Source organism: Streptomyces sp. NPDC014907, from assembly GCF_055562975.1.
Genome location: NZ_JBVHEG010000013.1, coordinates 144,235 through 166,357, shown reverse-complemented (window position 1 = coordinate 166,357; position 22,123 = coordinate 144,235). Strand labels below are relative to the sequence as shown.

Here is a 22,123-nt window from a genome sequence, read left to right as displayed (position 1 = left end):
CTCACTCTGGTGGACGTCAAGCGCGGTGGCACCCTCGTGACCGGCTCCCCCGTGTGCGCCGGGGCGCGGTGTCCGCCGGACGCCGCTCCCGCACCCGGGGGCCCGGACGGCGGGGTCGCGGCTCGGACGGCGGGGTCGGAGGCCCGGACGGCGGGACCGGAGGGGGCCGGTCGTTCCCGCCCCTCCCCCGGTCCCGTGCGTCAGGACAGCCGGTCCAGGATTCCCTCCACCTCCGCGAGGATCGCCGCGCCCGCCGGCTCCGGCCGCGCCCGTTCGCGCAGCAGGGTCCAGGCGGCCCGCACGATCTCGGTGCGCCGGGCGAGGTAGCCGCGGATGTCGGTGGTGGGCACCTCGGGAACGCCCTTGTCGATCAGCAGGGCGGTCAGGTGGATCTCCCGGGCGAAGGAGTAGCAGCCGTGGAAGACGGCGGTCAGCGGCCGGTCGGCGTCGACGACGGGGCTGATGGCACGGTCGTCGGGGTTGGCGCACAGCGGCACCAGGTCGATGAGGGTGCTCATCCGGTTGTGCCCCGTCTCGTGGACCAGGGTCTGCGCCGCCATCAGGGCCGGGCGGGGGCTGCTGACGATCTGGCCCCGGAAGGCGTGGATGCTGTAGTTGTGCGGCCTCAGGCCGGCCCACGGCATCGGCAGCAGGCGCTCGACGCACGCCCGGGTCTCGTCCCAGGCCTCGGGCCACACCGCGCGCAGCAGCTCCGCCGCCTCGGTGAACTCGTCCCGGAAGCGCGCCACGTCGGCCGGTTCCGTGGTGGGCAGCACCTCGGTCGGCGGCAGGTGCCGGTCCAGCCACCGCGAGGGGCCGGGCACGATCCACGGCCCGTCGAGGACGCGGTCCAGCGTCCGCGCGCCCGGCCCGTCCTCGAAGAGGGGGACGGTGGCGGCGCCGTCGCGGGCGAGGACGGCACCGTCCGCACCGACGGCCAGCGACCAGGTGCCGGTCGCCGAGCGCGCGCCGATCGCACGGCCCAGCCGGGGCACGGCCAGTCCTCCGTCGCGGTCGGCGGGGACGCGGATCTCCGGAACCGGCACCGTGCCCGCGGACGCCGCCAGTTCGGGCAACAGGAAGAAGGCGAGCCAGTGGGCGAGCGGGTCCTCCTGCCGTGCGACGGGCAGTTCGCCCGGCTCCTGCTTGGCCACGGCGATCCACGACGTGACGTCGGGTCCGGCGAGCAGTCCCTCCAGGGTGGTGCGGGGCGTGGCGGTGAGGGCCGTCACCACGGCCTGGTACAGCTCGCGTTCCGCCTCCCCGGCGGCCTGGCCGAACCGGCGGAGCACCAGTTTCAGCAGGTCGCGCAGGTTCTTGCGGGCGAGCAGCGCGTTGAGCGGCGCGACCGCGTCCGGGGTGCCGCCCGGCAGGACGAGACCGTCCGCCGGAAGGGCGGGCGCCGCGGCGACGAACTCCCTCACCGCCGCCATGTCGATGTCGAGCCTGTCGACCGGTCCCCGTGTCGTACGCGTCGCCACTTCGCCCTCCGCCTTTCTCCTGGTCCGTTCCAGCGCGTCACCCCGGGCGAGGCCCGTGACGGCCTCGGCGAGCCGGGCCCTCCTGGCTCCGCCGGTCCCGGGCCCCACCGGCAGGGGCAGTTGCCAGGCCTCCTCGTGGCGCAGTTCGGCGCCGAGGGTGCGGTGCAGGGCCTGCCAGACGGTCCTGGCGTTCACCACCAGGCTGACGCTGAGGCTGTCCCCGTCCGAGACGCCCCAGTGCCGCCACAGCAGCGGGATGTACAGCACGTCCCCCGGGTGGAGGGTGAACTCCCGCGCGTCCCCGGTCATCGGTGCGTCGCCGACGCCGGGTTCGCCGAGCATGCGCAGCCGCCGCTGCTCGGCGTCCAGGGTGGCGGGAGGGGCCAGGCGCCAGCGTTTGCTGCCTTCGAGCTGGACGGTGAAGTTGTCGCTGTTGTCGATGTGCGAGCCGATCGAGGAGCCGCCCTCGGTGAGGAACACGTCGCACCACAGGTCGTCCCAGTCGAACTTCTCCCGGGCCGCCCCGCACAATCCGGCCACGCCGGGCAGTCCCTCGCGGAGCGCTTCGAGGAACCAGATGGAACGGCCGTCCGTCCGCACCCCGGTGGTGGCGCCGGCCAGGGCCCTGACCTCCTCGCGTCGCGGGGCCCGGGCGAGGAAGTCGCCGGCCGCGCCGCGCAGGACGACGGGGGTGCGGCGCCAGTGGGTGCCGAAGAACTCCTCGTCGAGGACGGCCAGCGGTTCCGGCCGTCGCGCCGTGGTGGGGTTCATGCTGCCGCTCCGTTCCCGATCAGCCGTTCGTGCGCGTCGATCCGCCGTGACAGCCACGGCTGCCGCCCGATTCCCAGACGGTCGCCGAGCCCGGCCGCGAGCCGGGCCGCGTCGGCGTGGAGCGGATAGTGCCGGGAGAAGTCGAGGAGGGCCCGGTGCGCCTCCTCGTGCGCGCCGGTCCGCAGGGCGCACAGGGCCGCGAGGAACGCGGACTTGACCTCGATGGTGTCCGTGCGTTCCCCGGTGGCGCGGCGGAACCACTCCCCCGCCTCCGCGAAGGCCCGCCTTCCGTAGTGGGACAGGCCGATGCCGTACGCCAGCCAGGAGGAGCGGCAGCCCTCCCGGGCCGCCTCGTGCCAGTGCCGGCCGGCCCGGTCGGTGTCGCCGGCGGTGTGCAGGTGCAGCAGGCCCATCAGGGCGGTGCCGACCGCCCCGAGCGGGGCCAGTTCGCTCTCGTACCGCTCCGGCGGCAGGGGGTCCGCCGCGCCGCGCAGGGCGGTGAAGGTGGCCTGCGGCAGGGGGAGGGCGTCGCGTTCGCGCTGCCGCAGGCCGCGCGCCAGCTCGCCGGCGAGCAGCGGGGCGAGGTCGCGCCGGGACTCGGGCAGGAAGCCGCTGCGCACCGAGTACGTCATGGAGTCGACGTTGCCGAGGAGGCCGTGCCGGTCGAGGAGGTGGAGGAGTTCCTCCGGCCGGTGGTCCTGTCCGGTGCGCACGTCGGCGAACCAGTCCAGGTCGAGGTCGACCCGGCTGGCCGGGTCCTGGGGCGTGGCGCCGAAGGTGTCCGGGGTGTGGATCGCCAGGTCGAGTCCGCAGACGCGGGTGTGCAGCGCGCCGCGCCCGTCGAAGCGGGTGGTGTCGAGCGCGTCGGGTTCCGCGGCGATCACGCCGAGCGCGGCGAGCAGTCTGCGCCGGGCGGCCGGCGAGTCCTCCTCCCGCGTGGCCCGGACCCAGGTCAGCCTGGACACCAGGCCGAGGGTGGCGCCGGCCGCGTAGAAGTCGTCGAGGCCGTAGCTGCCCTCCACCTCCCTGATGGGCAGTTTGCGGTTCTCGTCCTCGACGGTCCGCCCGGCGCCGGGGCGGGTCAGCCGGGCGGCCGCCGCGCGGGTGAGCGGCTTGAGGTCGAGGTGCCGGTCGAAGCAGACGACCGACTCCGCGCGGTAGCCCAGCCGTGTCCAGCTCGCCACGACCTCGCCGTGTTCCTCGTGCAGCGCGATCACGGGATCAGTCCCTTCCTCCGGAGCGCCTCGCGGGCACGGTCGACGGCCCCGGCGCGTTCACCGGTGGTCCAGGCGCTCAGCCAGCCCGGCCGGGGCTCGGCGTTCCACAGCAGGGCGGCGACCAGGGGGGTGCTCAGCGCGCCCGCGACGTACCGGCCGCCGCGGGCGGCGAAGACGGCCGGCGCCGCGGGTTCGCGGTCGGCGTCGCGCAGCGGCCGGGTGCTGTCCGTCCAGGCGACCCAGGCGTCCGCGCCGGTGCGGCGCAGGTGCGGGTGGCGGATCAGGTAGCCCGGTTCGGGGTGCCGTGCCAGCGTCTTGACCAGGGCGGCCAGCAGTTCCCGTTCGACGAGGAGCGCGGTGGGCGCGTCGTGTCCGGCCCTGTCGAGCAGGAACTCCCCGAACGCCTCGGTCACCGACCGGCCGCGGCGCAGTCCGAGCATGTCGACGTCGTGGCAGTGGGGTCCGCGCAGGAACTCCGCCACCGCGCGCTGTCCCGCGTTGTGCCGGTCGGGGTAGAGCGCGCGCAGGCTGCCCGCGAAGTGCTCGCGCAGGGGGACTCCGCCGATGGCGCCCTGGGAGATGCCCTGGGTGAGTTCGTGCGCGACCCGGGCGAGCTGTTCGGCGTCGACCGCGCGCAGGGCGGCCGGCGCGGCCGGGTCCACCGGGGCGACGCCGTCCACGCCGCCGGTGCGGCGGGGGGCCGGGTGGGTGAGCCGTTCCCTGAACGCGCGGTTGAGTTCGGTCAGTCCGCCGCCTGCCACCGGCTCACCGCCTTCCGGAGGCGTTCGAGGTTGGGGAGGCTCCTGGGCACCAGCCGGCCGGTCTTGTCGTAGGTGGGGTCCTCGTAGGTGACCGCTTCCAGCCGGGGGCACCGCTCCATGAGCATGTCCGCGAGGACCAGCTGTTCGTCCAGCAGGACGCCGTGGTGGAGGTCGAGGAAGCGGCCGCGGCTGAACGCCGATCCGGAGAGGTGGAGTTCGGTGCACCGGTCCAGCGGCAGCCGGTCCAGGTCGGCGTAGAGCCCGGCGCCCCGTTCGCCCCGCCACCACCGCCAGCTGATCAGGTGCCCGACGTCCAGGGTGACGTCGACGTCGCCGAGTTCGGCGACCCGGCGGAAGAAGTCGTAGGCGTCCATGTCGCCCACCACCACGGTGACGCCGTCGGTGAAGCCCGGGAACTCCACCCGCAGCACCGGGTCGAGTTCCCGCCTCGCCTCGCGGATGGCGCCGGCCACGTGGGCGACGTTCTCCTCCACGAGGTAGGGCGGCAGCGGGTAGGGCATGGGGATGCCGCCGAGGGACCACATGCCGAGGTCCTCGACGACCCACTGCCAGCCGAAGTGCCGGTGCGTCTCGTTGGTGAACTCGTAGACGGGGGTGCGGTCGTAGGGTTCCACGGTGCCCAGGTTGAGCATGGTCTGGTGCAGGGCGACCGGGGTGCCGGCGGGGAGTTCGGCCATCAGGCGCCGGTAGGGCTCCAGGTAGTGCGCGGCGAGCAGCGGCACCGGCCCGCGGGGCTGGAAGGCGAAGGCGTAGTAGGCGTAGTCGGCGCCGTGGCGGGCGAGGAAGTTGCGGACGCGTTCGTTGGGGCCCGGGTCGTCGGGGTCGAAGCCGATCGGGGCTCCCCAGGGCAGGTCCATCCCGGCGCCCAGTCCCCGGCGCACGGGGCGGCCCGTGCGGCCGGGGCGGGGCAGGGGTTCAGCTGTGGTCACCGACATCCGCCTCCTTCAGCAGGCCGAGCAGTGTGCGGCCGAGTTCGGTACGGGCCGTCAGGCGGCTCGCGGCACCGGACGCGCGGAGGGTGACGTGTCCGGGTCCGATGCCGTACCGCATGCGCCAGCGCAGGTCGATCAGGCGTCCCTCCAGCGGCACGATCCAGGGGTGCAGGACCAGTTCGTCCGTGGGGACGGCGCCGCCGGCCTTCTTCCACCGCGGGTGTTTCTCGTCGTTCTTGCCGGGGAGCACCGTGCGGACGGTCTCGCGGAGCCAGTCGGCCCGTTCCTCGCGGGTGGCGCCCTCGTAGGTGAGGGTCCTGCCGTGCCGTCCGGCCAGGTAGCTGAAGCCGCTGTTGGACTGGAGGGCGTCGTCGTCGGCCAGGGCGAGGCCGGTGCGGTGGCGGGGTTCCGCGGCGAGCAGGGAGGTCGGTTCGGCGATCATCATCTGGGCGGCGTCGATGCCGAGCCGGGCCGAGTTGCGCACGAGGAAGTCCCGGCTCTCCCTGGCCTCCTCCTCCGTCTCGCCGGGCAGTCCGCCCATGACGCTGAGCCGCAGCACGATGCCCGTCTCGTCGAGCACCTCGACGATCCGCTGGTACAGGTCGGCCCGCACGCCCTTGTCGACGAGGTCGAGCAGTCGCTGGGAGTTGGTCTCGTAGCCGACGCTCATCAGCCGGCAGCCCGCGTCGTACATGCGCCGGACGAAGGCCCGGTCGGCGAGCAGGGGTTCCAGCCGGTTGCGGGTCGACCAGGTGAAGGTGTGGCCGCGGGCGCGCACCAGTTCGGCGGCGCCGAGGACGAGCCGCAGGTTGCAGTTCTCGTCGACGAACGCCACGAAGCGCGCGCCCGTCCCGCGCAGACCGTGCTCGACGTGGTCGGCGAGCTGTTCCTGGGTGAGCTGCTGGTAGCGGCCGCGGCTGCGGTTGCCGTACGAGCAGAAGGTGCAGCGGCCCCAGTAGCAGCCCACGCAGGAGATGAGGGGGAGCTGCGGTTCGGGGCTGAGGTACGAGGCGAAGGGCAGGCCGTCGAAGTCGGGGGGCGGGTTGTCCGCGAGGTGGTGGTCCGGCGCGGGCCCGGTGGCGCCCCGCGCGGTGAGCAGTCCGGGCACGCCGTCGACGGGGCGTCCCGCGTCGACCGCTTCGGCGAGTCCGCGCAGGACCGCTTCGCCCTGGGTGGTGACGAGGGCGTCGACGTGGCGGAACGTCTCGGGCCGGGCGGCCAGTTCCGTGCCGCGCATCATCAGCTGCTGGCCGCCGAGGACGACGGTCGTCCCGGGGTCCCGCTGTTTCACCAGCCGCGCGACGCGGAGGGCGGGCGCGAGCTGGCTGAAGTACGCGACGGAGAGGCCGACGACGCGGGCCGGGCGGTCGGCGAGCGCGGCGAGGGTCAGTTCGTCGTACAGGCGGGTGGCGAGGTCGCCGGCCTCCGCCTGCCGTCCGGCGAGGCCGAAGACCTCGGACAGGCCGGTCACGGTCCGGGTCAGCGCGCTGTCCCGCAGCATGACGTCGAGGACGTTGTTGACCAGCCGGAATCCCACGTCCCAGGGCAGCGGGGTGCTCTCCTTGCGGACGACGGTCCGGTGGAGCAGGTCGTGCCGCTGTTCCGCGTAGGACAGCAGGGTCTCGTCGAACTCGTCCAGTCCGCCCAGCCGCAGCCGTTCCCTCAGCGCCGCGGGCTCCAGCAGCCGGTGCGTCAGCGCGATGTTGAGGTCGCTCTGGGCCGCGTCGATCCCGTGCCGGCGCAGGTGGGCGACGAGCATGGGGAGGCTGAGATAGGGGAACAGGCGTGCCTCGGTCACCCCGGGGAAGACCAGGTGCACCGCTGCCTGAGGCGTCCGGTGGGGCACCGTTTCTCCTCGTCGGGCCGGCGGGATTCGGTTCGGGCGCCGGAGCCGGCGAGGGGGTCCCGGGTCGGGGAGCCGCTCGCCGGCCACGGCCGTGCGTCAGACCGCGAAGCGGAAGGCGTGGAACGCCGCGCCGTCCTGGAGCTCGGCGGCCTCGACGACCTCCAGACCGTCCAGCTCGGTCAGCAGGTCCTCGTTCACGTCCTTCTGGATCTGCTCTTCGTTCATGGCAATTCCTTTCTCGGCAGGCGAGGGAGGGCGTGCGGACACACCTGACCCCACAATCGATTTCTTTCCTGCTCCTCGGCGCGACTCCGGCGGAAAGAGAAAACCGGGGAAACCCGAAGAGATAAAGGGCGCCATCATGCCGCCGCCGCTGCGGGAGGTTTTCCTTCCGGGCATGCGGCGGCCTGGCGGATCTCGCTGAGAAGTAGAATCGGAACGGCTCTGCCCGTACGGATGCGGCGACGCCGGGAATGCGACGGAAAGACGCGCGGATCAGCAGGAGAGGGTGTCGCGCTCAGAGCCCGGTACGAACGGCAGGAATCACAAGAAAGCCCCCGTGGTCCGGCATCGCGGTGTGTGCGATGCCCCTGTGGAACCCGGCGCCGGGCTCCTGACACGAAAACGTTAGAGAGGGTTTCCGGGGCTGTCAATGGTGACCTTTCGCAACTCGATCAGGATTCAACAATTCCTGTCGCACCCTTGCGCCCCCACGGCCCCGAATGCCCGCCGGCGGGGCGGCGCCGAAAAGGGAGGACGTCGTGACAGACGCGCGCACCGGCCCGTAAGCTCGGCCGGCGCGGTCGCGTGAACGAATGTCCTGAACGCATCGACCGAAAATGATCCGTCACAAGGGGGAATCGTGGGGCGTGGGCCCTTCTCGCATCCTGGTTACCGCTGGCTGTGGTCCGGCCAGCTGATCAGCATCATCGGCGACCAGCTGTTCCCCATGGCCGTCGTCGCCCTGGCCCTGGGCAGGGACGAGTCCGCCTTCTCGCTCGGCGTCGTCTTCGGCTCCCGCTTCGGCGCGCTCGCGCTGCTCATCCTGGTGGGCGGCGTGCTCGCCGACCGGATGGACAAGCTCCGCCTGATGATGTCCAGCGACGTGGTCCGGCTCGCCGCCGTCCTGCTGCTCATCGCCCTGGGGAACGGCGCCCCGCTGTGGGCCCTGGCCCTCATCACCTTCCTGATGGGCGCGGGCGAGTCGATCTTCCAGCCGGCCCACGACTCCCTCGTGCCGTCCCTCGTGCCGGAACAAACGCTGGAACAGGCCAACGCCGCCACGAACATGCTGAAGAACATCGGCCAGGTCGCGGGCCCGGCCGGCGCCGGCCTGCTGGTGGCGGCCGTCGGCCCGCGCAGCGCCCTGTGGGCCGACGCGGCGACCTTCGCCGTCTCCTCGCTCACCCTGCTGATGGTCGGACGGCGGCTCGGCGACCGGCGCCGTCCCGCCGCCCGGCAGGAGGAGTCGATGTTCGCCGAGGCCGTCGCCGGCATCCGGGTGGTGGTGCGGATGCGGTGGCTGATGGCACTGGAGGCGATGGCCGTCGTCCACGTGCTGCTCGCCGTCGGCCCCTGGTTCGTCCTGGTCCCGCTGATCGCCGACGACCGCCTCGGCGGCCCGGCCGGATACGGTTTCGTCCTGTCCGCGTTCGCCCTCGGCGGCCTCGGCGGCGCGGCCCTCGCGGGCCTGACCCAGAAGCTCTTCCGGCGGCCCGGACTGTGGGCGCTGGCCGCGATCAGCCTGTTCGGCGTGGCCTGCCTCGCCTTCGCGGTGACCTCCTCCCTGCCCGTGCTGGTGGCGCTGTTCGTGCTCGGCGGCGCGGGCGTGCAGTTCTTCGACGTGCTCAAGACGAGCGCCATCCAGCGGCACGTCCCCCGCTCGCTCCTCGGCCGCGTCTTCGCCCTCGACTTCTTCGCCTCCTTCGTCGGGATGCCGGCCGGGCAGATGCTGGCCGGCCTCCTGGTGGTGGGCGCCGACCAGGCCGCCACCGCGATGGCCGCGGCCGGTGCCGTCGTCTTCGTCACCACCCTCCTGCCGCTGGCCGTACGGGACGTGGCGACCCTCGGCGGCGCCGGCGACGGCCCCGGCCCCCTCCCGCCCGACACCGCCGCACAGGCCCCGCTCACCGCCGGAGGGGGCAAGACCGAATGAGCACGGCGGCGACGGCCCGCTCGCTGGCCGCCGAACTGACCGGCCTGTGCGCCCGGTTGCCCGCCATGCGGGTCACCGTGGAGACGGACACCACCGGGTGGGCCGTGCTGGTGACGCACGGCGGCACGGGCCGCGTCCAGTGGGGCGTCCGCTCGCCGGACGCGGCCGGCCTGCGGACGGCGCTCCTGTCGGAGGGACTGGACTCGCTCCGCACCGACCTGGACGCCTGCCGCGCCGCCCGCCCCCTGCCCGCCCGGACGGCCGCGCCCGTGGTGATGACACCGCTGATGGCCGCCATCGCCCTGCACGAGTGCGTCGGACACACCAGCGAGGCCGACAACCACGCCGCCTACGGGCACCGGCTGGGCATCGGCCTCGGAGACCGCTGGACCCGGATTCCGCTGACGGTGACCGACGACCCGACCCGGCCCGGGCACTGCGGCTCCTACGTCCACGACGACGAGGGCGTCGCGGCGGCCCCCGTCCGGCTCGTCGAGGACGGCCGCTGGAGCGGACTGCTGACCAGCCGTTCCCACCCGGGCCCGGCCGGCAGCAACGGCCACGGCCGCCGCGCCCCCGCCGCCCGCGAGGTCCTCCCCCGGATGGGCGTGCTGAGCGTGGGGCCGGGCGAGCACCGCGCCGAGGACCTCGTCGCGTCGGTCACGGACGGGTTCCTGCTCGGCGCTCCGCGCGAGGGCGGCTCCGTACGGGAGTACGCCCTGCTCAAACCGGCCTGGGCCCGGCGCATCCGCGACGGCCGGATCACCGACGAGGTGTACGGCGACCTGGTGCTGCGCGCCCACAAGGTGCAGCTCATGAGGAGGCTGCGCGGGGTCGGCGACCGGGTGGTGATGAACGACCCGTACCACCGCTGCGACAAGAAGGGGCAGGGCGTCTCCGTCTCCCTGGAGGCCCCCCACCTGCTCTTCGACGACCTGCTGCTGTATCCGGACGGAGGGACACCATGACGGAGTTCGTGAGGGGCCTGACCTACGAACGGTTCCTGGCCGAGTACTGGCGCCGGAAGCCGCTGTTCGTGAAGGGCGGCGCGCACGACCTCCTGGAGCGGACGCTGACCTACGAGGAGGCGGACGCGATCGTCGCGCGGGTCGGCGAGGAGGCACCCGACCGGCTCGCCCGCGACCCGGGGCGCATCGAGTTCGTCAAGGGGGCCGACGCCGTGAGCCCCGAACTGGCCCGGCGCGCCGGGGAACTCCAGCGGGCGCTGGGGTGGCCGCGCGTCACCTTCGACGTGTCGCGCACCCACGCCCCCGGCAGCATCGGCTGCCACTTCGACTACGACGACAACTTCACCCTCCAGCAGGACGGCAGCAAGATCTGGCGCGTCGGCTCCCCCACCGCCGTGCCGGAGGCGGACCGGCGGCGGCGCGTCCTGGAGGACCCGACGATCTCGGGGCAGTTCTACCTCACCGACGACTACGAGGAGTTCGTGGTCGAGGCGGGCGACCTCCTGTACATCCCGCTCTTCCACCCCCACTGGGGCACCTCCACCGGCCGTTCCCTCTCCCTCACCATGACCTGCAACCTGGTCACCCCGCTCACCGAACTCTGGCCGGTGCTCCACGAGGAACTGTCCGGGCTCCGGCCGTGGTGGCACCCCTCGCCCCTGCCGGCCGCCCCCGACGAGCGGTCCCTCGACGAACTCCTCGGCCTGCTCGCGGACCCCGGGGTGCGGCGGCGCGTCCTGGCCCGGTGGCGGGAGGCCCGCCGCTCCGCCGTGGCCCGGCACCGTCCCGAAGCGCACCCGGCCCGGCCGGAACCCGTCCGGGCCGGCCCGGTGACCGTCGACGTCACCCCGATCAGACCGCTGTTCACGGGCGCCGCGCCCGCGATCGACCCCGGGGAGGCGGTGCTGCCCGGCGGGGCGGCCGCCCGGCTGGGGGACGCGGCCGCCCCGCGCCACCTCAAGCGGCTGCTGATCCTGGCGCGGGACCGGGCGGGAGCCTGCGGCGACGCCCGGCTCGCCGGCTCGGTGCAGGCGGTGGTGGACGGACTGACGCGGCTGCCGCACCCCGTCCTGCTGGCCTGGTGCGGCGGCCCCGAGGTGACGTCCTGGGTGCGGCAGGCGGAACGCGAGCGCGAGGCCGGCTACCGGCGCGCGCCGGACACCCTGCTCGCCCACCTCACGTCGTTCTGCCTGCCCGAACTGGTCCGCCACGAGGTGCTCGCACCGGGAACCCGCCTGGTGGCCGCCCTCGGCGCCCCGGGGGAACTGGTCCTTCCCTCGGCGGGCCGGGTGATCGCGCTGCCGGAGGCGGCGGACGCGACGGTGACGGTCGAGGCGTACGCGTCGCACGTCGAGGCGGACGGCGTCCGCATAGCGTCGGCGGACCTGACCGGGGAGACGGCGGGCCCGCGCGTGACCGTGCTGCCGGCCCTTCCCGGGGGCGGCCCCTGCGTGCTGCCGGCGCATTCCTGGTACACCGCCTTCCACCCGGCGGGCCACCGCTCCCCGCCTCCGCCGAGGGGCGAACGCGCGGAGGAGTTCCTGGAGACGGTGGCGGAGGCCCTGGCCCTGATCGGGAAGGCGTGGCCACCGGCCGCGGACGACGTCCGCACCTCCCTGCGCCGGATCGCCCCCGCGCCGGCGCCCTCCGCGCCGGAGACGGTGCCCGCGTTCCGCGGCGCGGCCGCCGTCGCCGGGACCGGCCCCCTGGAGATCGCCCGGCACCTGTGCCGCGCGGCCGCCCAGACGCGCTACGACGCGATCGGCGACCTGTACGCGCTGAGCGAGGAGCCGGGGGCCGTCGTGCGCCCGTCGCCGGCCGGGACCGGCCTGACGGTCGCGGCACTGCTGCGGGACACGTACGCGACCGTGAACGAACGGGAGTTCCTGCGGCGCCACGACGGCGCGCCGGACTCAGCGCCGGACTCCGCGCCGGACCTCTCCGGACGCGTCCGCGACGCCCTGGACGTGCTGCGGCACGACGGACGCCTCACCCCGCGGGGCCGCGCCCTGTGGGCCGGACTGTCGGCGCACGGCCGGGAACCCGGCGCACCGGCCGCGTGACACCGGGCGCCCCGGAACTCCGGCGTCCGTACGCGCCTCGGGCTCCGGCGCGCGGCTCCCCCGCCGCGGGGGGGGGAGGGGCACGCAGCGCGGCCTCGCTCCCGGAGCCCGGGCGGTCGCGATCCTCCGGAAGCGGGCGGAAGCCCTCCGGGGGCGCCGTCGCGGACGGCCCCGTTGAGCCTCCGCCCCCGGAAGGCGGAAGTCCTAGTCGGGCATGAGGACGGTGTCGACGATGTAGACGGTGGCGTTGGAGGTCCGCACGTTGCCGCAGACGACCTTCGAGGTGTCGTCGACGGTGTACTCCTCGCCGGACCCCTTGGTGGTGATCGTGCCCTTCTGCAGCGTCTCGAAGGAGCCGTTCTCCAGCTGCGCCGGGTCGAGCTTCCGGCCGACGACGTGGTGGGTGAGGATCTTGGTGAGCGCGGCCCTGTCGGCGAGGACCTTGTCGAGGTCGGCCTTCGGGATCTTGGCGAAGGCGTCGTTCGTCGGCGCGAAGACCGTGATGTTCCGGGCGTTGTTGAGGGTGTCGACCAGGCCGGCCCGCTTCACCGCGGTGACCAGGGTGGACAGCGCCGGATTGTTCGACGCCGCGGTCGCCACCGGGTCCTTCGCCATCCCGTCGAAGGAGCCGGCGCCCTCCTTCGGGACGCCCGCGCAGGCGGGGCCGAAGGGCCGGTCGCCGGTCGCCGGCTCCTCGGAGGGGGTACGCGGCTCCGTCTTCGCCTCGTCCCCGGCGGTCGCGGTGGAGGCGGCCTTGGTGTCACCGCCGGAGTCGGAGCACGCGGCCAGGGAGAAGGGCAGCAGGGCCGCCGCGGCGACGGCGATCGCGATACGGCGGAACTTCGTGCTGTTCATGGTGGGGTGCTCCTCGGGGGTCGTTTCCACGGGGGTCGTCTTCACGGGGGTTGTTCTCATGGGGGCTGTTCTCATGGGGCTGTTCTCACAGGGGTCGTTTTCACGGGGGTCGTTTTCATGGGGTGTTGACGTGGCTGGTGGTGCTGACCCGGGCGCGGCCTGTTGGCCGTCCGGGTGGTCTAGGTGACGGTGACGAAGACGCTGTGCCGGCCGCTCGCCCCGTCGGGGACGGTCCGCGCGCGCCGCTCGGTCTGGACCCGCCCGGTGCCGTCGGTGGCGCGGACGGTCAGGCGGTGCCCGCCGGGGGTGGCGTCCCAGCGGTAGGACCACTGGCGCCAGGTGTCGACGCCCGCCCGCGCGGCGAGGTCGGCGTCCCGCCAGGGCCCGTCGTCGACACGGACCTGGACGCGGTCGACGCCGCGGCGCTGGGCCCAGGCGACACCGGCGACGACGACGGTGCCCGCGGCCGGGCGGGCGAACGGCCGGGGGGTGTCGATGCGGGACTGGGTCTTGACCGGCGCCTCGCGGGCCCATCCGCGTTTCACCCAGTACGGGTCGTAGGCGCCGAAGGCGGTCAGCTCGATGCCGGTGATCCACTTGCAGGCCGACACGTAGCCGTAGAGGCCGGGGACGAGCATGCGGACGGGGAAGCCGTGCTCGAAGGGCAGGGGTTCCCCGTTCATGCCGACGGCGAGCATCGCGTCGCGTCCGTCCATGACGTCCTCGACCGGTGAACCGAAGGTCATCCCGTCCACCGAGCGCGCCACCAGCTGGTCCGCCGTCCCGCCCTCGGAGGGGGGCCTCACGCCGGCCTCCCGGAGGAGGCCGGCGAGGGGGACGCCCAGCCAGCGGGCGTTGCCGGTGTAGGGGCCGCCCACCTCGTTCGACACGCACGTCAGGGTGATGTCGCGCTCGACGAGCGGACGGGCCAGGAGCTGGGCGAGGGTGTGGACGCGCGGCCGGGCGACCCCCTCGCCGTGGATGCGCAGCCGCCAGGTCCCGGCGTCGATCCGGGGAACGGTCAGGGCGGTGTCGACGCGGTAGAAGTCGGGGTTGGGGGTGGTGAAGGCGGTGATGCCGGAGACCTTCAGTTGGGCGCCGGGCGGGACGGCGGGTGCGGGCGAGGCCGGTTCGGGCAGGACCAGGGACTCGCGGGAGGCCACGGCCCCCCGGCCCCGCCGGCCGGCGAGGAACCGCCCCAGCGCTCCGGCCGAGGTCGCCGCCACGGCCGTCGCGCCGGCGGCGGTGAGGAAGCCGCGCCTGCTCCGTCCTCCGGCGCTCCGGCCGTCCACGGCGGACGGCTCCGGACCGGGCGCTTCCGGACCCGGCGTCTCCGGGCCGGACGGCTCCGAAGCGGCCGGCTCCGGACCGGACGAGTCCGAACCGCACGCCTCCGGACCGCACGCCTCCGACCCGCACGCCTCCGAACCGCACGCCTCCGAACCGGACGCGGCTTTGGACGCCAGTACGTACAGGACGAGGGCACCCGCGACGGACCCGACGACCGAGGGCAGTGCGTCGCCGGTGCCGCCCGAGTCGGGGCGGCCGAGGGCCGCCGCGGCTCCGACGGCCCCGAACAGCAGCACGCCCGCGGCGCCCGCCCGCCGGTGGGACAGGGCGGAGACGCCCAGGGCGACGGCGAACAGGCCGAGGACCACGAGGATGCCCAGCCGCAGGACCGTCTTGTCGTCCTCCCCGAAGGCACGGATCGCGAAGTCCTTCACCGCGGCCGGCGTCCGGTCGATCAGGGCGCCGCCCACGACGGTCACCGGCCCGGTCGCGGGCCGCGCCGTCCCGGCCACGAGCCCGGCCGTCGCCAGAGCCGTGAAGGCGGCCAGGAGTCCGGCCGTCGCGCCCCGTGCGGCGCGGACGATTCTGCTGCGGAAGCTGCTCACACCGGGCATTCGGCGGCCCCCGCCCGGCGGATGGGTGCGTCCCCCGAAAGAGTGAGTCGTCCGCTCCCCGCACACCGTCGTCGCGACCGGTCTCCGGCCGCCCCGCCCCGCCCTTCTCCGAAGGAAACGGCCGGAAGTGAAGAGTCACCCCATCCGGGGGCCCGTCCGCTCCGAAGAACAGACGGCACACGAGCGGATTCCCCGGCCCCCGCCGCCCCCGGGGGCGGCCGGAACCGCACGAACGACGACAAAGGAGCGGCATGCGATGGAAGCCCCGCCCCCCGACGGCCTCCCCGGGCCGGCCCTTCGCCTTCTCCCCACGGCCGGAGCGGCGCGGGTGAACCAACCGATCCCCTTCGGCGCCGGCCGTCCCGCCGACACCGGCCGCGACGAACTCGGCGACGTGATGCGACAGGTCGCCCACGGCGACAAACAGGCGTTCTCCACCCTCTACGACGCCCTCGCGCCCCTGGTCTTCGGCATCGTGCTCAAGGTCGTGCGCGACCGGGCGCAGTCGGAGGAGGTCGCCCAGGAGGTCATGATCGACCTCTGGCGCCAGGCCGCCCGCTACCGGCCCGGCACCGCCTCCGTCAGGACGTGGGCGGCGACCATCGCCCACCGGCGGGCCGTGGACCGGGTCCGCTCCGCGCAGGCCGCGACCGACCGCGAGCACGCCCGGGCCGCCCGCGAACACGCCGTCGCCTACGACGACGTCACCGAACAGGTCGAGACCCGGCTCGAATCGGAACAGGTGCGCCGCTGCCTGCGCGGCCTGACCGAACTCCAGCGCCAGGCCGTGGGCCTGGCCTACTACCGGGGGCTGACCTACCGCGAAGTCGCCGAAGCCCTGCGCACACCGCTTCCCACCGTCAAGACACGCATGCGCGACGGGCTCGTCCGGCTCCGCGACTGCATGGGGGTGACCACGTGAGACACCACGCCACCGACGTCCACACCCTCGTCGCCGCCCACGCCCTCGGCGCGCTCGACGACACCGAACGCGAGGACTTCGACGCCCACCTCCGGGCGTGCGAGGCCTGCCGCCAGGAAGTCGCCGAGTTCCGGGCGACCGCGGCGCGCCTCGCCGCCGCCGTCTCCCGGACGCCCCCGGCGGCGGCCAAGGCACAGGTCATGGCCGCCCTCGACGGCGTGCGCCAGCTGCCCCCGCGCGTCCCCGCGCCCCGCCCGGTGCCCGTGTCCGGCGGCACACCGCGCCGACGGGCGGTGCCCCTGGCGCTCGCCGCCGGCGTGTCCGCCGCCGTGCTCGGCGGACTCGCGGTGTGGCAGGCGCAGAACGGACACGAGCTCGAACAGCGGGCCCGGCAGGCCCAGCAGCGGCTCGACGAGGTCGGCGCCGTGCTGGCGGCCCCGGACGCGCGCACCGTCCGCGGCAGGGCCGCCAACGGGGCCCTGACCACCGTCGTGACCTCCGGCCGGCGGAACAAGGCCGTCTTCACCGCCGCGAACCTGCCCGCCCCGGGACCGGGCAGGACGTACCAGCTGTGGCTCGACCACGACGGCACCATGCGCCCGGCCGGACTGATCGACCGCGACGGCACCGTGGTCCTCACCGGAGGCCCCGCCGGCGCGGGCGCCGTCGGCCTGACCCTCGAACCCGACGGAGGCTCCCCCCGGCCCACCACCGCCCCCCTGCTCCTGATGGCCCTCCTCGCCTGACGGCCGGGCACAGGAACCCGCGCCTCGAAGTCCCCGGTCACACCCGACGCGGTCGTGACCGGCGGGAGCGCCCCCGGACCGTACCCGCAGGCCTTGACGGTGGGCGCCGCCGTGACGGTGCGGACGCGGTGGTGCGGACGCGGTGGTGCGGACGCGGTGGTGCGGACGCGGTGGTGCGGACGCGGTGGTGCGGACGCGGTGGTGCGGACGCGGTGGTGCCCCGGAACGCGGAGGGCGTTCCGGGGCACCGGGCGCCGGTGGTCCGGTGGTTCCCTCAGCCGTGCTTGACGGTGAAGGAGCACCAGGCGGTCCAGGCGGAGGACGTGCCGCCGTCCTTCACGCGGACGCGCCAGCGGTAGGCGCCGTCGGCGAGGGTGCCCTCGGGCAGCTGGAGGGCGGCGGCGTGACTGGTGTCGCTGGTGAGCTGCCGGTGGAGCACGGGCTTGCCGGTGGCGGTGTCGACCTCGAAGGTCACCTTGCGGCGCGGGCCGGGCCGGGCCGGCTCGACGGTGCCGGGCGGGGCGACCGACTCCAGGGTGGCCGCGAGCGTCGGGGTGCCGGTCGTGACGACCGGGTCTCCGGCCGGGCCGCCGCAGAACTGGAAGCCCGCGTACGAGCCGTCCGAGATCCTCGGCGCCTCGGGCGTCGGCAGCAGCCGGTCGTCCCCGGCGACCGCCGCCGGGGCACGGTCGGCGGAGGCGGCGGCGAGGGCGATCGGGGCCGCGACGGCGCCGGCGGCGCAGGTCGCGACCAGGGCGACGACCGCCCTTCGCACCCCCTTCCGGTGCTGGGGCTGCTGGGGCTGCTGGGTGCGCGCGCGCATGTCCTTGTCTCCTCTCCTCATCGGCCGGCTACTTCACGTACAGCGTGTGGTCGGGCCCGGGCGCCTGCACCTGTGTGCACTGGTAGGAGGTCCAGCGGTGTTCGGCGACGAGCCGCTTGCCGACCTCCTGGCAGCCGGCGAGGTTGTGCAGCGTCTCGTACGCGGTCCAGCTCGCGGCCGTGTTCGGCTTGAGCCTGTTCGTCACCCCGTACGCGGCGGCGTTGCCTCCGGCGGTGACGCCGTCGGTGCCGTCCCACCGGTAGTGCACGCCGAGCCAGACCCGGCCGACGGCGTTCTCGGTCGCCGCGGCGGAGATCGAGGTGAAGGTGCGGGTGACGCCGAGGGCGTTGGGGTCCTCGGTGGTGGCGGTCCAGGTGACCTGGTCGGTGCCGAACCACGTCTGCGTCGCCTTCGACCACGCGCCCGCGAAGGTGGCGTGGCCGGAGATGTACGCGGGGAAGGGCGGGGAGAAGTGCTGGCCGTTGCGGTCCTGGGACAGCGGCTGCCAGTTGGCGTCGGCGGTGGTGTTCGCGTTGCCGTCGCCGTCGAGGCGGATCGCGCTCTCCGGCCGCCACAGGTCGATGCTCGTCCGGTACTTCTGGTCCCAGGAGACGATCGACGCGTCGGCCATGGCGAAGGCGGTCAGGGCGAAGAGCTTGGCGTTGCCGGCGACGGTGGTGCCGTACTGGCGGGACAGGGTCTGGGTGTGCTCGAAGAGCTGGCCCGGCGGCTTGTAGGTGCCGTCGAGGTCGTTGGCCCAGAACAGGGCCGCCTTGGTCTGGTCGGCCGTACGGGCCGTGGACTCCGCCGCGCCCAGGCTCTTCACGTCGTTGACCTGGTCGGCGTACGCCTGGCTCGGCAGCAGCGTGCTCATCTGCGTGTGCCCGGCCGGGCCGGAGGAGCGGAACTGGGAGCTGCTCGCCATGCCGAAGGGCTTGACCAGGCCCCACTGCGGGGTGGCGCCGTCGCCCGTGCCCGTCGGCCGCCAGTAGCCGGGCTGGGTGGAGCCGGTGTACGGGGCGACGGGGGCCGAACCGTCGTTCTGGCGGGCGGCGTTCATCGCGGCGGCGGCCTTCTGGCCGACCTCCGTGCCGGCGGCGCGCTGGGCGGCCGTGACGGCGGCGGGGATGGTGGAGCGGGCGGCGGCGATCTCGTCGTCGAAGTTCAGCGCCGGGTAGAGCGAGCGCAGGACGTCGAAGGCGGCGTGGTCGATGGCGCTGTTCACGTCGGGCAGTGCCCCGTTGGAGGCCGTGGCCTTCACCAGGTAGGGGTCACCGAGGCACTTGAGCGGGCCTTCCGCGCACCGGGCGGAGTTGGCCGCGTCGTAGATCGCGCCGTGCATCATGGCGCCCGCCCGGGCGAGCGGGCCGGGGGCGCCGCCGACCTGGCGGTAGGTCTCCTGCAGGACGTCGTTCCAGTAGACGACGTGGTCCTTGACCGGGTCCGCGGGGGACTCGTAGGTGACGAGGATCGAGGGCGCGGTGGTGGTCTGGGCGGAGGCGAAGACCTTGAACGCCGTGGCGTCGTTCTCGTCGGTCGCCCGCAGGCCGACGGTGTCGACCGTGTTGGCCGTCCTGGACCACTGCTTCACCAGCGGGGTGATGTCCTCGGATATCCAGCGCGGGCCGCAGTCGGTGTGCCCGTGCGTCTGGGTGGAGGAGGTCACCTTGGAGCGCCAGGCGGGCTGGCTGTTCCAGCGGGTGGCGGACGACGCGTTGCCGGTGTCCCATATCTCCCAGGAGCGCGGCGCGCAGCCGTCGGACCAGGTGGCGTAGAGGTTCAGCTCCGCGTTGAGGACGTCCTGGCCGGTGACGGCGGAGTTCCGGGGGAAGTTGACGAAGGAGCGGGCCTCGCCCTTCTGCCACTCGCGGCCGACCCGCAGGTCGGGCGCGGCGGAGAAGTCGGCGGTGTCGCCGTTGCGGACGTAGGTGTCGAAGTCGGTGCCGAAGTAGACGGCCGGGTCGATGGTGACCGGGTAGCGGGTGGCTTTGTCGGCCAGGAAGGCCCGGTCCGCCCGGACCGTGAGGTCGAAGCCCTGTCCCCGTTCGGTGACGTCCAGGTCGACACGGGCGGTGCGGGCGCCGGGAGCGTTCTCGCCGCCCGCCGAGGCGTCCCACATGTACGGGGTGGAGCCCCGCCCGACCGTGGCACCGGTGCGGGGATCGGTCAGGGTGAGCGTCTCGTCCTCGCCCTGGCGGGCCTCCAGCCCCTCGGAACGAACGGGCAGCGTCAGGGCCGCCGCGCGCTCGGCGGCCCGCCGGTCGGCGACCACCAGGAACTGTTCGAAGCCGGTGCGGGTGGCCTCGACGACGAGGTCGGTGCCCGGCAGGACGTTCTCGTACGTCGCCTTCGAACCGCTCAGCCGCGGCTCGGGCAGCGCGCCCCTCCAGCCGAGGGCGAGTTCCTGCTCCCCGCGCCCCAGGACGGCGAGGTCGCCTCCGGCGGCTCCGGTGCGCCCGGCGAGACGCAGGCCGCGCGGGTGGGCCTTGGGGCGGACGGTGCCGTCGGCGTCCTTGACGAGCGTGAGGTCGATCCCGACCCAGCGGCCGTTCTCCCGGTACCGCACGGGACCGGCGGAGGACTCGACGGACATGGTGCCGTCGGGGTTCGCCCACAGGGTCGTGCCCTCGGTGCGGGCGCCGGTGACTTCGATCCGCCGGCCCTGGGCCTGGGCGGTGAGCCGCGCGTTCACCTCCTCGCGGGAGGACGCGGAGGACGGGGAGGAGGCGGAGGACGGGGCGGCGGAGGTCTTCGCGGCCTCCGGCGCCGGGGACGCCGACGCCGGGGACAGGGGGCCGGCCGCCAGCACGCCCACGGGGGCGAGGAGGGCCAGGGCGAGGGGCAGGGCCAGGGTTCGGGCCCTGTCGTGCCGAGCCGGTCCACGGGACCGGCCGGTGGTTCTGCGCACGCGGTACTCCTTCTGATCAAGAAGAAATAGACGCGCCGCAGCCTGTCAGCCGTACTCGTACCGCGTCCACGCCGTTCCGCAACGTGACGGTGTGATCATTTCGGTTGCGGAATCAGGAACTCCGCCCGGGTGCGGGGGCGTTGGCCGGGGACATCCCGGCCACGCCCCTCGTACGGTGTCAGGTGCGGACGATCTTCGCGGCACCGAACGAGACGTCGAAACGGTCGCACCAGATGCTCACGCTCGTGTACGCCGAGAGGTCGAGGTCCGCCGGCAGCGGATAGTTCTGGTCACCCTTGTTCCCCTTGAGCTTGGCGAGGTTGACGTACTTCCCGTCGTCGAAGACGCCCCAGCCGGCCTTCCCCTCCTTCACCGGCGCGTCGCTCAACCACACGCGCAGGTCGGGGCCGTTGCTCGTGTCGAGTCCTTCGAGCCGGAGCGTGTGGGAGCCGTCGGCGAGCCGGACGATCTTCACCGTGCCGGTCGTCGTGTGCTCGTGGCTGATGAACGAACCCCGCGCCACGGTGGCCGGGCCGGCGGGCGGTGCGGCCTGCGCGGAGGAGGACGGGCCCGTGGGCGCCGCTCGCGTCCCGGCCGGCGCGGTCGCCGAGGGCAGCGCCTCGCTGACGGTCTCGTCCACCCACAGCGCCCAGGGCTTGAACCACACCAGCCCGGCCCCCACGATCACCGCGACGACCACCGCCCCCGCCCACCACCGCTTCTCCATGACGCGCCCCATGGCGCACCCCCTTCGTACGTCGTGTCTTCTCCGGGCCATCCAACGCGACCGGACACCCCGGCGAAAGACCCGGCCCACGGCCGGAAGGCCTCGCGTCGTCGGGTCGGGGGACCGGGGCGAGGGGCACGCGACTCCGGGCGAAGGACCGGCGGAAGTGGAGGGAGATCGCGACCGCGTCCGAAGGAAGGCGCTCCCCCGGTGAACCGGAGCGCCTTTTCCCCCGTTGCGTCGATGGGGCGCGCGTGCGCCCCCTCGACGCCGCCGTGCGCTGCGGCCCCCGGCGGCACCACACCACCACGGAAGGAACAACTCACCAATGAAGCGCTTCATCGCACGCCTCGCGGTGGTCGCGGCGGCCGGAGCCATGGCCGTCACGCTGCCGGCTTCGTCGGCGTTCGCCATCAACCGCACCGATTGCAACGGCCTGGGTCTCCTGTCGCTCCACAACGCGGGCGGCTCCCTCTGCTTCGCCAACGCGGGCACGCAGAGCGTGGCGATCTACGGCGTGGACCGGATCTGGACCGGAGACAACAAGGTCACGCTGGAGTTCGTGCCGAGGCTGGGCGCGCCGGCGACCAGCGCGACCGTGGACAAGTGGCACTTCGGCAACGCCCCCGGCGGGACCATCCACAAGATCACGAAGATCACGATCTGGTAGCACCCGCCGCCGCGAACGAGGTGAGGGCGGGCCCTCGCCGGAGAGGGCGCCGGTCGCCGGTCGGCACCGTCCGGGCCCGCACCGCAGGGGTCATCGGCCGCCCGGCCGCCCGGCCCGGTCGAGGCCCCGCGCGGGGGTGAACCGGAAGGACGTCCTGCCCGACGGGCCCCCCGCCGGGTGCGGCCGCGCGGGCGGCGGACGGGCCAGCCACGCGCACCGGCACCGCCACGACGGCGCGAACGCGCGGGTCGTGACCGGACCCGCGCGGACAGGCGCTCCGGAACGGGTCCGGGAGGGCTCCACGGCGCCGGACCGCGAGCCCCGGGACCGGGGCCGGAAGGGAGACCGCACGG

17 protein-coding genes are annotated in these 22,123 nt (G+C 74.3%); 6 read left to right on the top strand and 11 right to left on the bottom strand.

Annotated elements, in window-relative coordinates; genetic code table 11:
* Window positions 1–200 precede the first annotated feature (200 nt).
* From ACZ3IL_RS26575 to ACZ3IL_RS26550, 6 genes are all read right to left on the bottom strand, one after another.
* Complete coding sequence (locus ACZ3IL_RS26575; protein WP_467394192.1) at window positions 201–2,252, bottom strand: aKG-HExxH-type peptide beta-hydroxylase; 2,052 nt, start codon at window positions 2,250–2,252, stop codon at window positions 201–203.
* Complete coding sequence (locus ACZ3IL_RS26570) at window positions 2,249–3,469, bottom strand: tetratricopeptide repeat protein (RefSeq protein WP_467394190.1); 1,221 nt, start codon at window positions 3,467–3,469, stop codon at window positions 2,249–2,251. The genes ACZ3IL_RS26575 and ACZ3IL_RS26570 overlap by 4 nt, the downstream gene beginning before the upstream one ends.
* On the bottom strand, window positions 3,466–4,230 hold the full coding sequence (locus ACZ3IL_RS26565; RefSeq protein WP_467394188.1) for a hypothetical protein: 765 nt from the start codon (window positions 4,228–4,230) through the stop codon (window positions 3,466–3,468). The genes ACZ3IL_RS26570 and ACZ3IL_RS26565 overlap by 4 nt, the downstream gene beginning before the upstream one ends.
* On the bottom strand, window positions 4,212–5,180 hold the full coding sequence (locus ACZ3IL_RS26560; protein ID WP_467394186.1) for a multinuclear nonheme iron-dependent oxidase: 969 nt from the start codon (window positions 5,178–5,180) through the stop codon (window positions 4,212–4,214). The genes ACZ3IL_RS26565 and ACZ3IL_RS26560 overlap by 19 nt, the downstream gene beginning before the upstream one ends.
* Window positions 5,167–7,029 (bottom strand): radical SAM protein, encoded by a 1,863-nt coding sequence (locus tag ACZ3IL_RS26555; RefSeq protein WP_467394184.1) that lies wholly within the window; start codon window positions 7,027–7,029, stop codon window positions 5,167–5,169. The genes ACZ3IL_RS26560 and ACZ3IL_RS26555 overlap by 14 nt, the downstream gene beginning before the upstream one ends.
* 96 nt (window positions 7,030–7,125) lie before the next feature.
* Complete coding sequence (locus tag ACZ3IL_RS26550; RefSeq protein WP_360737009.1) at window positions 7,126–7,254, bottom strand: hypothetical protein; 129 nt, start codon at window positions 7,252–7,254, stop codon at window positions 7,126–7,128.
* A 637-nt stretch (window positions 7,255–7,891) separates the two neighbouring features.
* Here ACZ3IL_RS26550 and ACZ3IL_RS26545 point away from each other — a divergent pair.
* The 3 genes from ACZ3IL_RS26545 to ACZ3IL_RS26535 are packed head-to-tail and all read left to right on the top strand — an operon-like array spanning window position 7,892 to window position 12,215.
* Complete coding sequence (locus tag ACZ3IL_RS26545; RefSeq protein WP_467394181.1) at window positions 7,892–9,184, top strand: MFS transporter; 1,293 nt, start codon at window positions 7,892–7,894, stop codon at window positions 9,182–9,184.
* Window positions 9,181–10,152 (top strand): metallopeptidase TldD-related protein, encoded by a 972-nt coding sequence (locus ACZ3IL_RS26540; protein ID WP_467394179.1) that lies wholly within the window; start codon window positions 9,181–9,183, stop codon window positions 10,150–10,152. Before ACZ3IL_RS26545 ends, ACZ3IL_RS26540 begins: the two co-directional genes overlap by 4 nt.
* Complete coding sequence (locus tag ACZ3IL_RS26535) at window positions 10,149–12,215, top strand: JmjC domain-containing protein (RefSeq protein ID WP_467394177.1); 2,067 nt, start codon at window positions 10,149–10,151, stop codon at window positions 12,213–12,215. The genes ACZ3IL_RS26540 and ACZ3IL_RS26535 overlap by 4 nt, the downstream gene beginning before the upstream one ends.
* Window positions 12,216–12,419: 204 nt before the next feature.
* Here the strand turns inward: ACZ3IL_RS26535 and ACZ3IL_RS26530 are convergent, their stop codons facing one another.
* On the bottom strand, window positions 12,420–13,070 hold the full coding sequence (locus tag ACZ3IL_RS26530) for a fasciclin domain-containing protein (protein ID WP_467394175.1): 651 nt from the start codon (window positions 13,068–13,070) through the stop codon (window positions 12,420–12,422).
* 179 nt (window positions 13,071–13,249) lie between these two features.
* Entirely contained in the window at window positions 13,250–14,974 is a 1,725-nt protein-coding gene (locus ACZ3IL_RS26525) for a molybdopterin-dependent oxidoreductase (RefSeq protein WP_467394173.1), read from the bottom strand.
* Window positions 14,975–15,302: 328 nt separating this feature from the next.
* Here ACZ3IL_RS26525 and sigK point away from each other — a divergent pair, with 328 nt between their 5' ends.
* Window positions 15,303–15,896 (top strand): ECF RNA polymerase sigma factor SigK, encoded by a 594-nt coding sequence (gene sigK, locus ACZ3IL_RS26520; protein WP_467394171.1) that lies wholly within the window; start codon window positions 15,303–15,305, stop codon window positions 15,894–15,896.
* Window positions 15,893–16,642, top strand: coding sequence for an anti-sigma factor (locus tag ACZ3IL_RS26515; RefSeq protein ID WP_467394170.1), 750 nt, complete (start codon window positions 15,893–15,895; stop codon window positions 16,640–16,642). The genes sigK and ACZ3IL_RS26515 overlap by 4 nt, the downstream gene beginning before the upstream one ends.
* 274 nt (window positions 16,643–16,916) lie before the next feature.
* Here ACZ3IL_RS26515 and ACZ3IL_RS26510 read toward each other — a convergent pair whose 3' ends face one another.
* From ACZ3IL_RS26510 to ACZ3IL_RS26500, 3 genes are all read right to left on the bottom strand, one after another.
* Window positions 16,917–17,465: a hypothetical protein gene (locus tag ACZ3IL_RS26510; protein ID WP_467394168.1), complete on the bottom strand. Its 549-nt coding sequence runs from the start codon at window positions 17,463–17,465 to the stop codon at window positions 16,917–16,919.
* Between the two features lie 28 nt (window positions 17,466–17,493).
* Window positions 17,494–20,373 carry a DNRLRE domain-containing protein gene (locus ACZ3IL_RS26505; RefSeq protein WP_467394166.1) on the bottom strand — a complete coding sequence of 960 codons (2,880 nt, stop codon included), beginning with the start codon at window positions 20,371–20,373 and terminating at the stop codon, window positions 17,494–17,496.
* A 178-nt stretch (window positions 20,374–20,551) separates the two neighbouring features.
* Window positions 20,552–21,112 (bottom strand): DM13 domain-containing protein, encoded by a 561-nt coding sequence (locus ACZ3IL_RS26500; RefSeq protein ID WP_467394164.1) that lies wholly within the window; start codon window positions 21,110–21,112, stop codon window positions 20,552–20,554.
* A gap of 316 nt (window positions 21,113–21,428) precedes the next feature.
* On the opposite strand from ACZ3IL_RS26500, the gene ACZ3IL_RS26495 reads away from it, so the two are divergent.
* Complete coding sequence (locus tag ACZ3IL_RS26495; RefSeq protein ID WP_467394162.1) at window positions 21,429–21,770, top strand: beta/gamma crystallin domain-containing protein; 342 nt, start codon at window positions 21,429–21,431, stop codon at window positions 21,768–21,770.
* Window positions 21,771–22,123: the final 353 nt, after the last annotated feature.

What these genes read in the sequence shown, in the direction of transcription:
- ACZ3IL_RS26575 (WP_467394192.1), bottom strand. Translation starts at nt 2,252, where the DNA reads ATGAACCCCACCACGGCGCGACGGCCGGAACCGCTGGCCGTCCTCGAC.
- ACZ3IL_RS26550 (WP_360737009.1), bottom strand. Translation starts at nt 7,254, where the DNA reads ATGAACGAAGAGCAGATCCAGAAGGACGTGAACGAGGACCTGCTGACC.
- ACZ3IL_RS26540 (WP_467394179.1), top strand. Translation starts at nt 9,181, where the DNA reads ATGAGCACGGCGGCGACGGCCCGCTCGCTGGCCGCCGAACTGACCGGC.
- ACZ3IL_RS26535 (WP_467394177.1), top strand. Translation starts at nt 10,149, where the DNA reads ATGACGGAGTTCGTGAGGGGCCTGACCTACGAACGGTTCCTGGCCGAG.
- ACZ3IL_RS26530 (WP_467394175.1), bottom strand. Translation starts at nt 13,070, where the DNA reads ATGAACAGCACGAAGTTCCGCCGTATCGCGATCGCCGTCGCCGCGGCG.
- ACZ3IL_RS26525 (WP_467394173.1), bottom strand. Translation starts at nt 14,974, where the DNA reads ATGCCCGGTGTGAGCAGCTTCCGCAGCAGAATCGTCCGCGCCGCACGG.
- ACZ3IL_RS26510 (WP_467394168.1), bottom strand. Translation starts at nt 17,465, where the DNA reads ATGCGCGCGCGCACCCAGCAGCCCCAGCAGCCCCAGCACCGGAAGGGG.
- ACZ3IL_RS26500 (WP_467394164.1), bottom strand. Translation starts at nt 21,112, where the DNA reads ATGGGGCGCGTCATGGAGAAGCGGTGGTGGGCGGGGGCGGTGGTCGTC.
- ACZ3IL_RS26495 (WP_467394162.1), top strand. Translation starts at nt 21,429, where the DNA reads ATGAAGCGCTTCATCGCACGCCTCGCGGTGGTCGCGGCGGCCGGAGCC.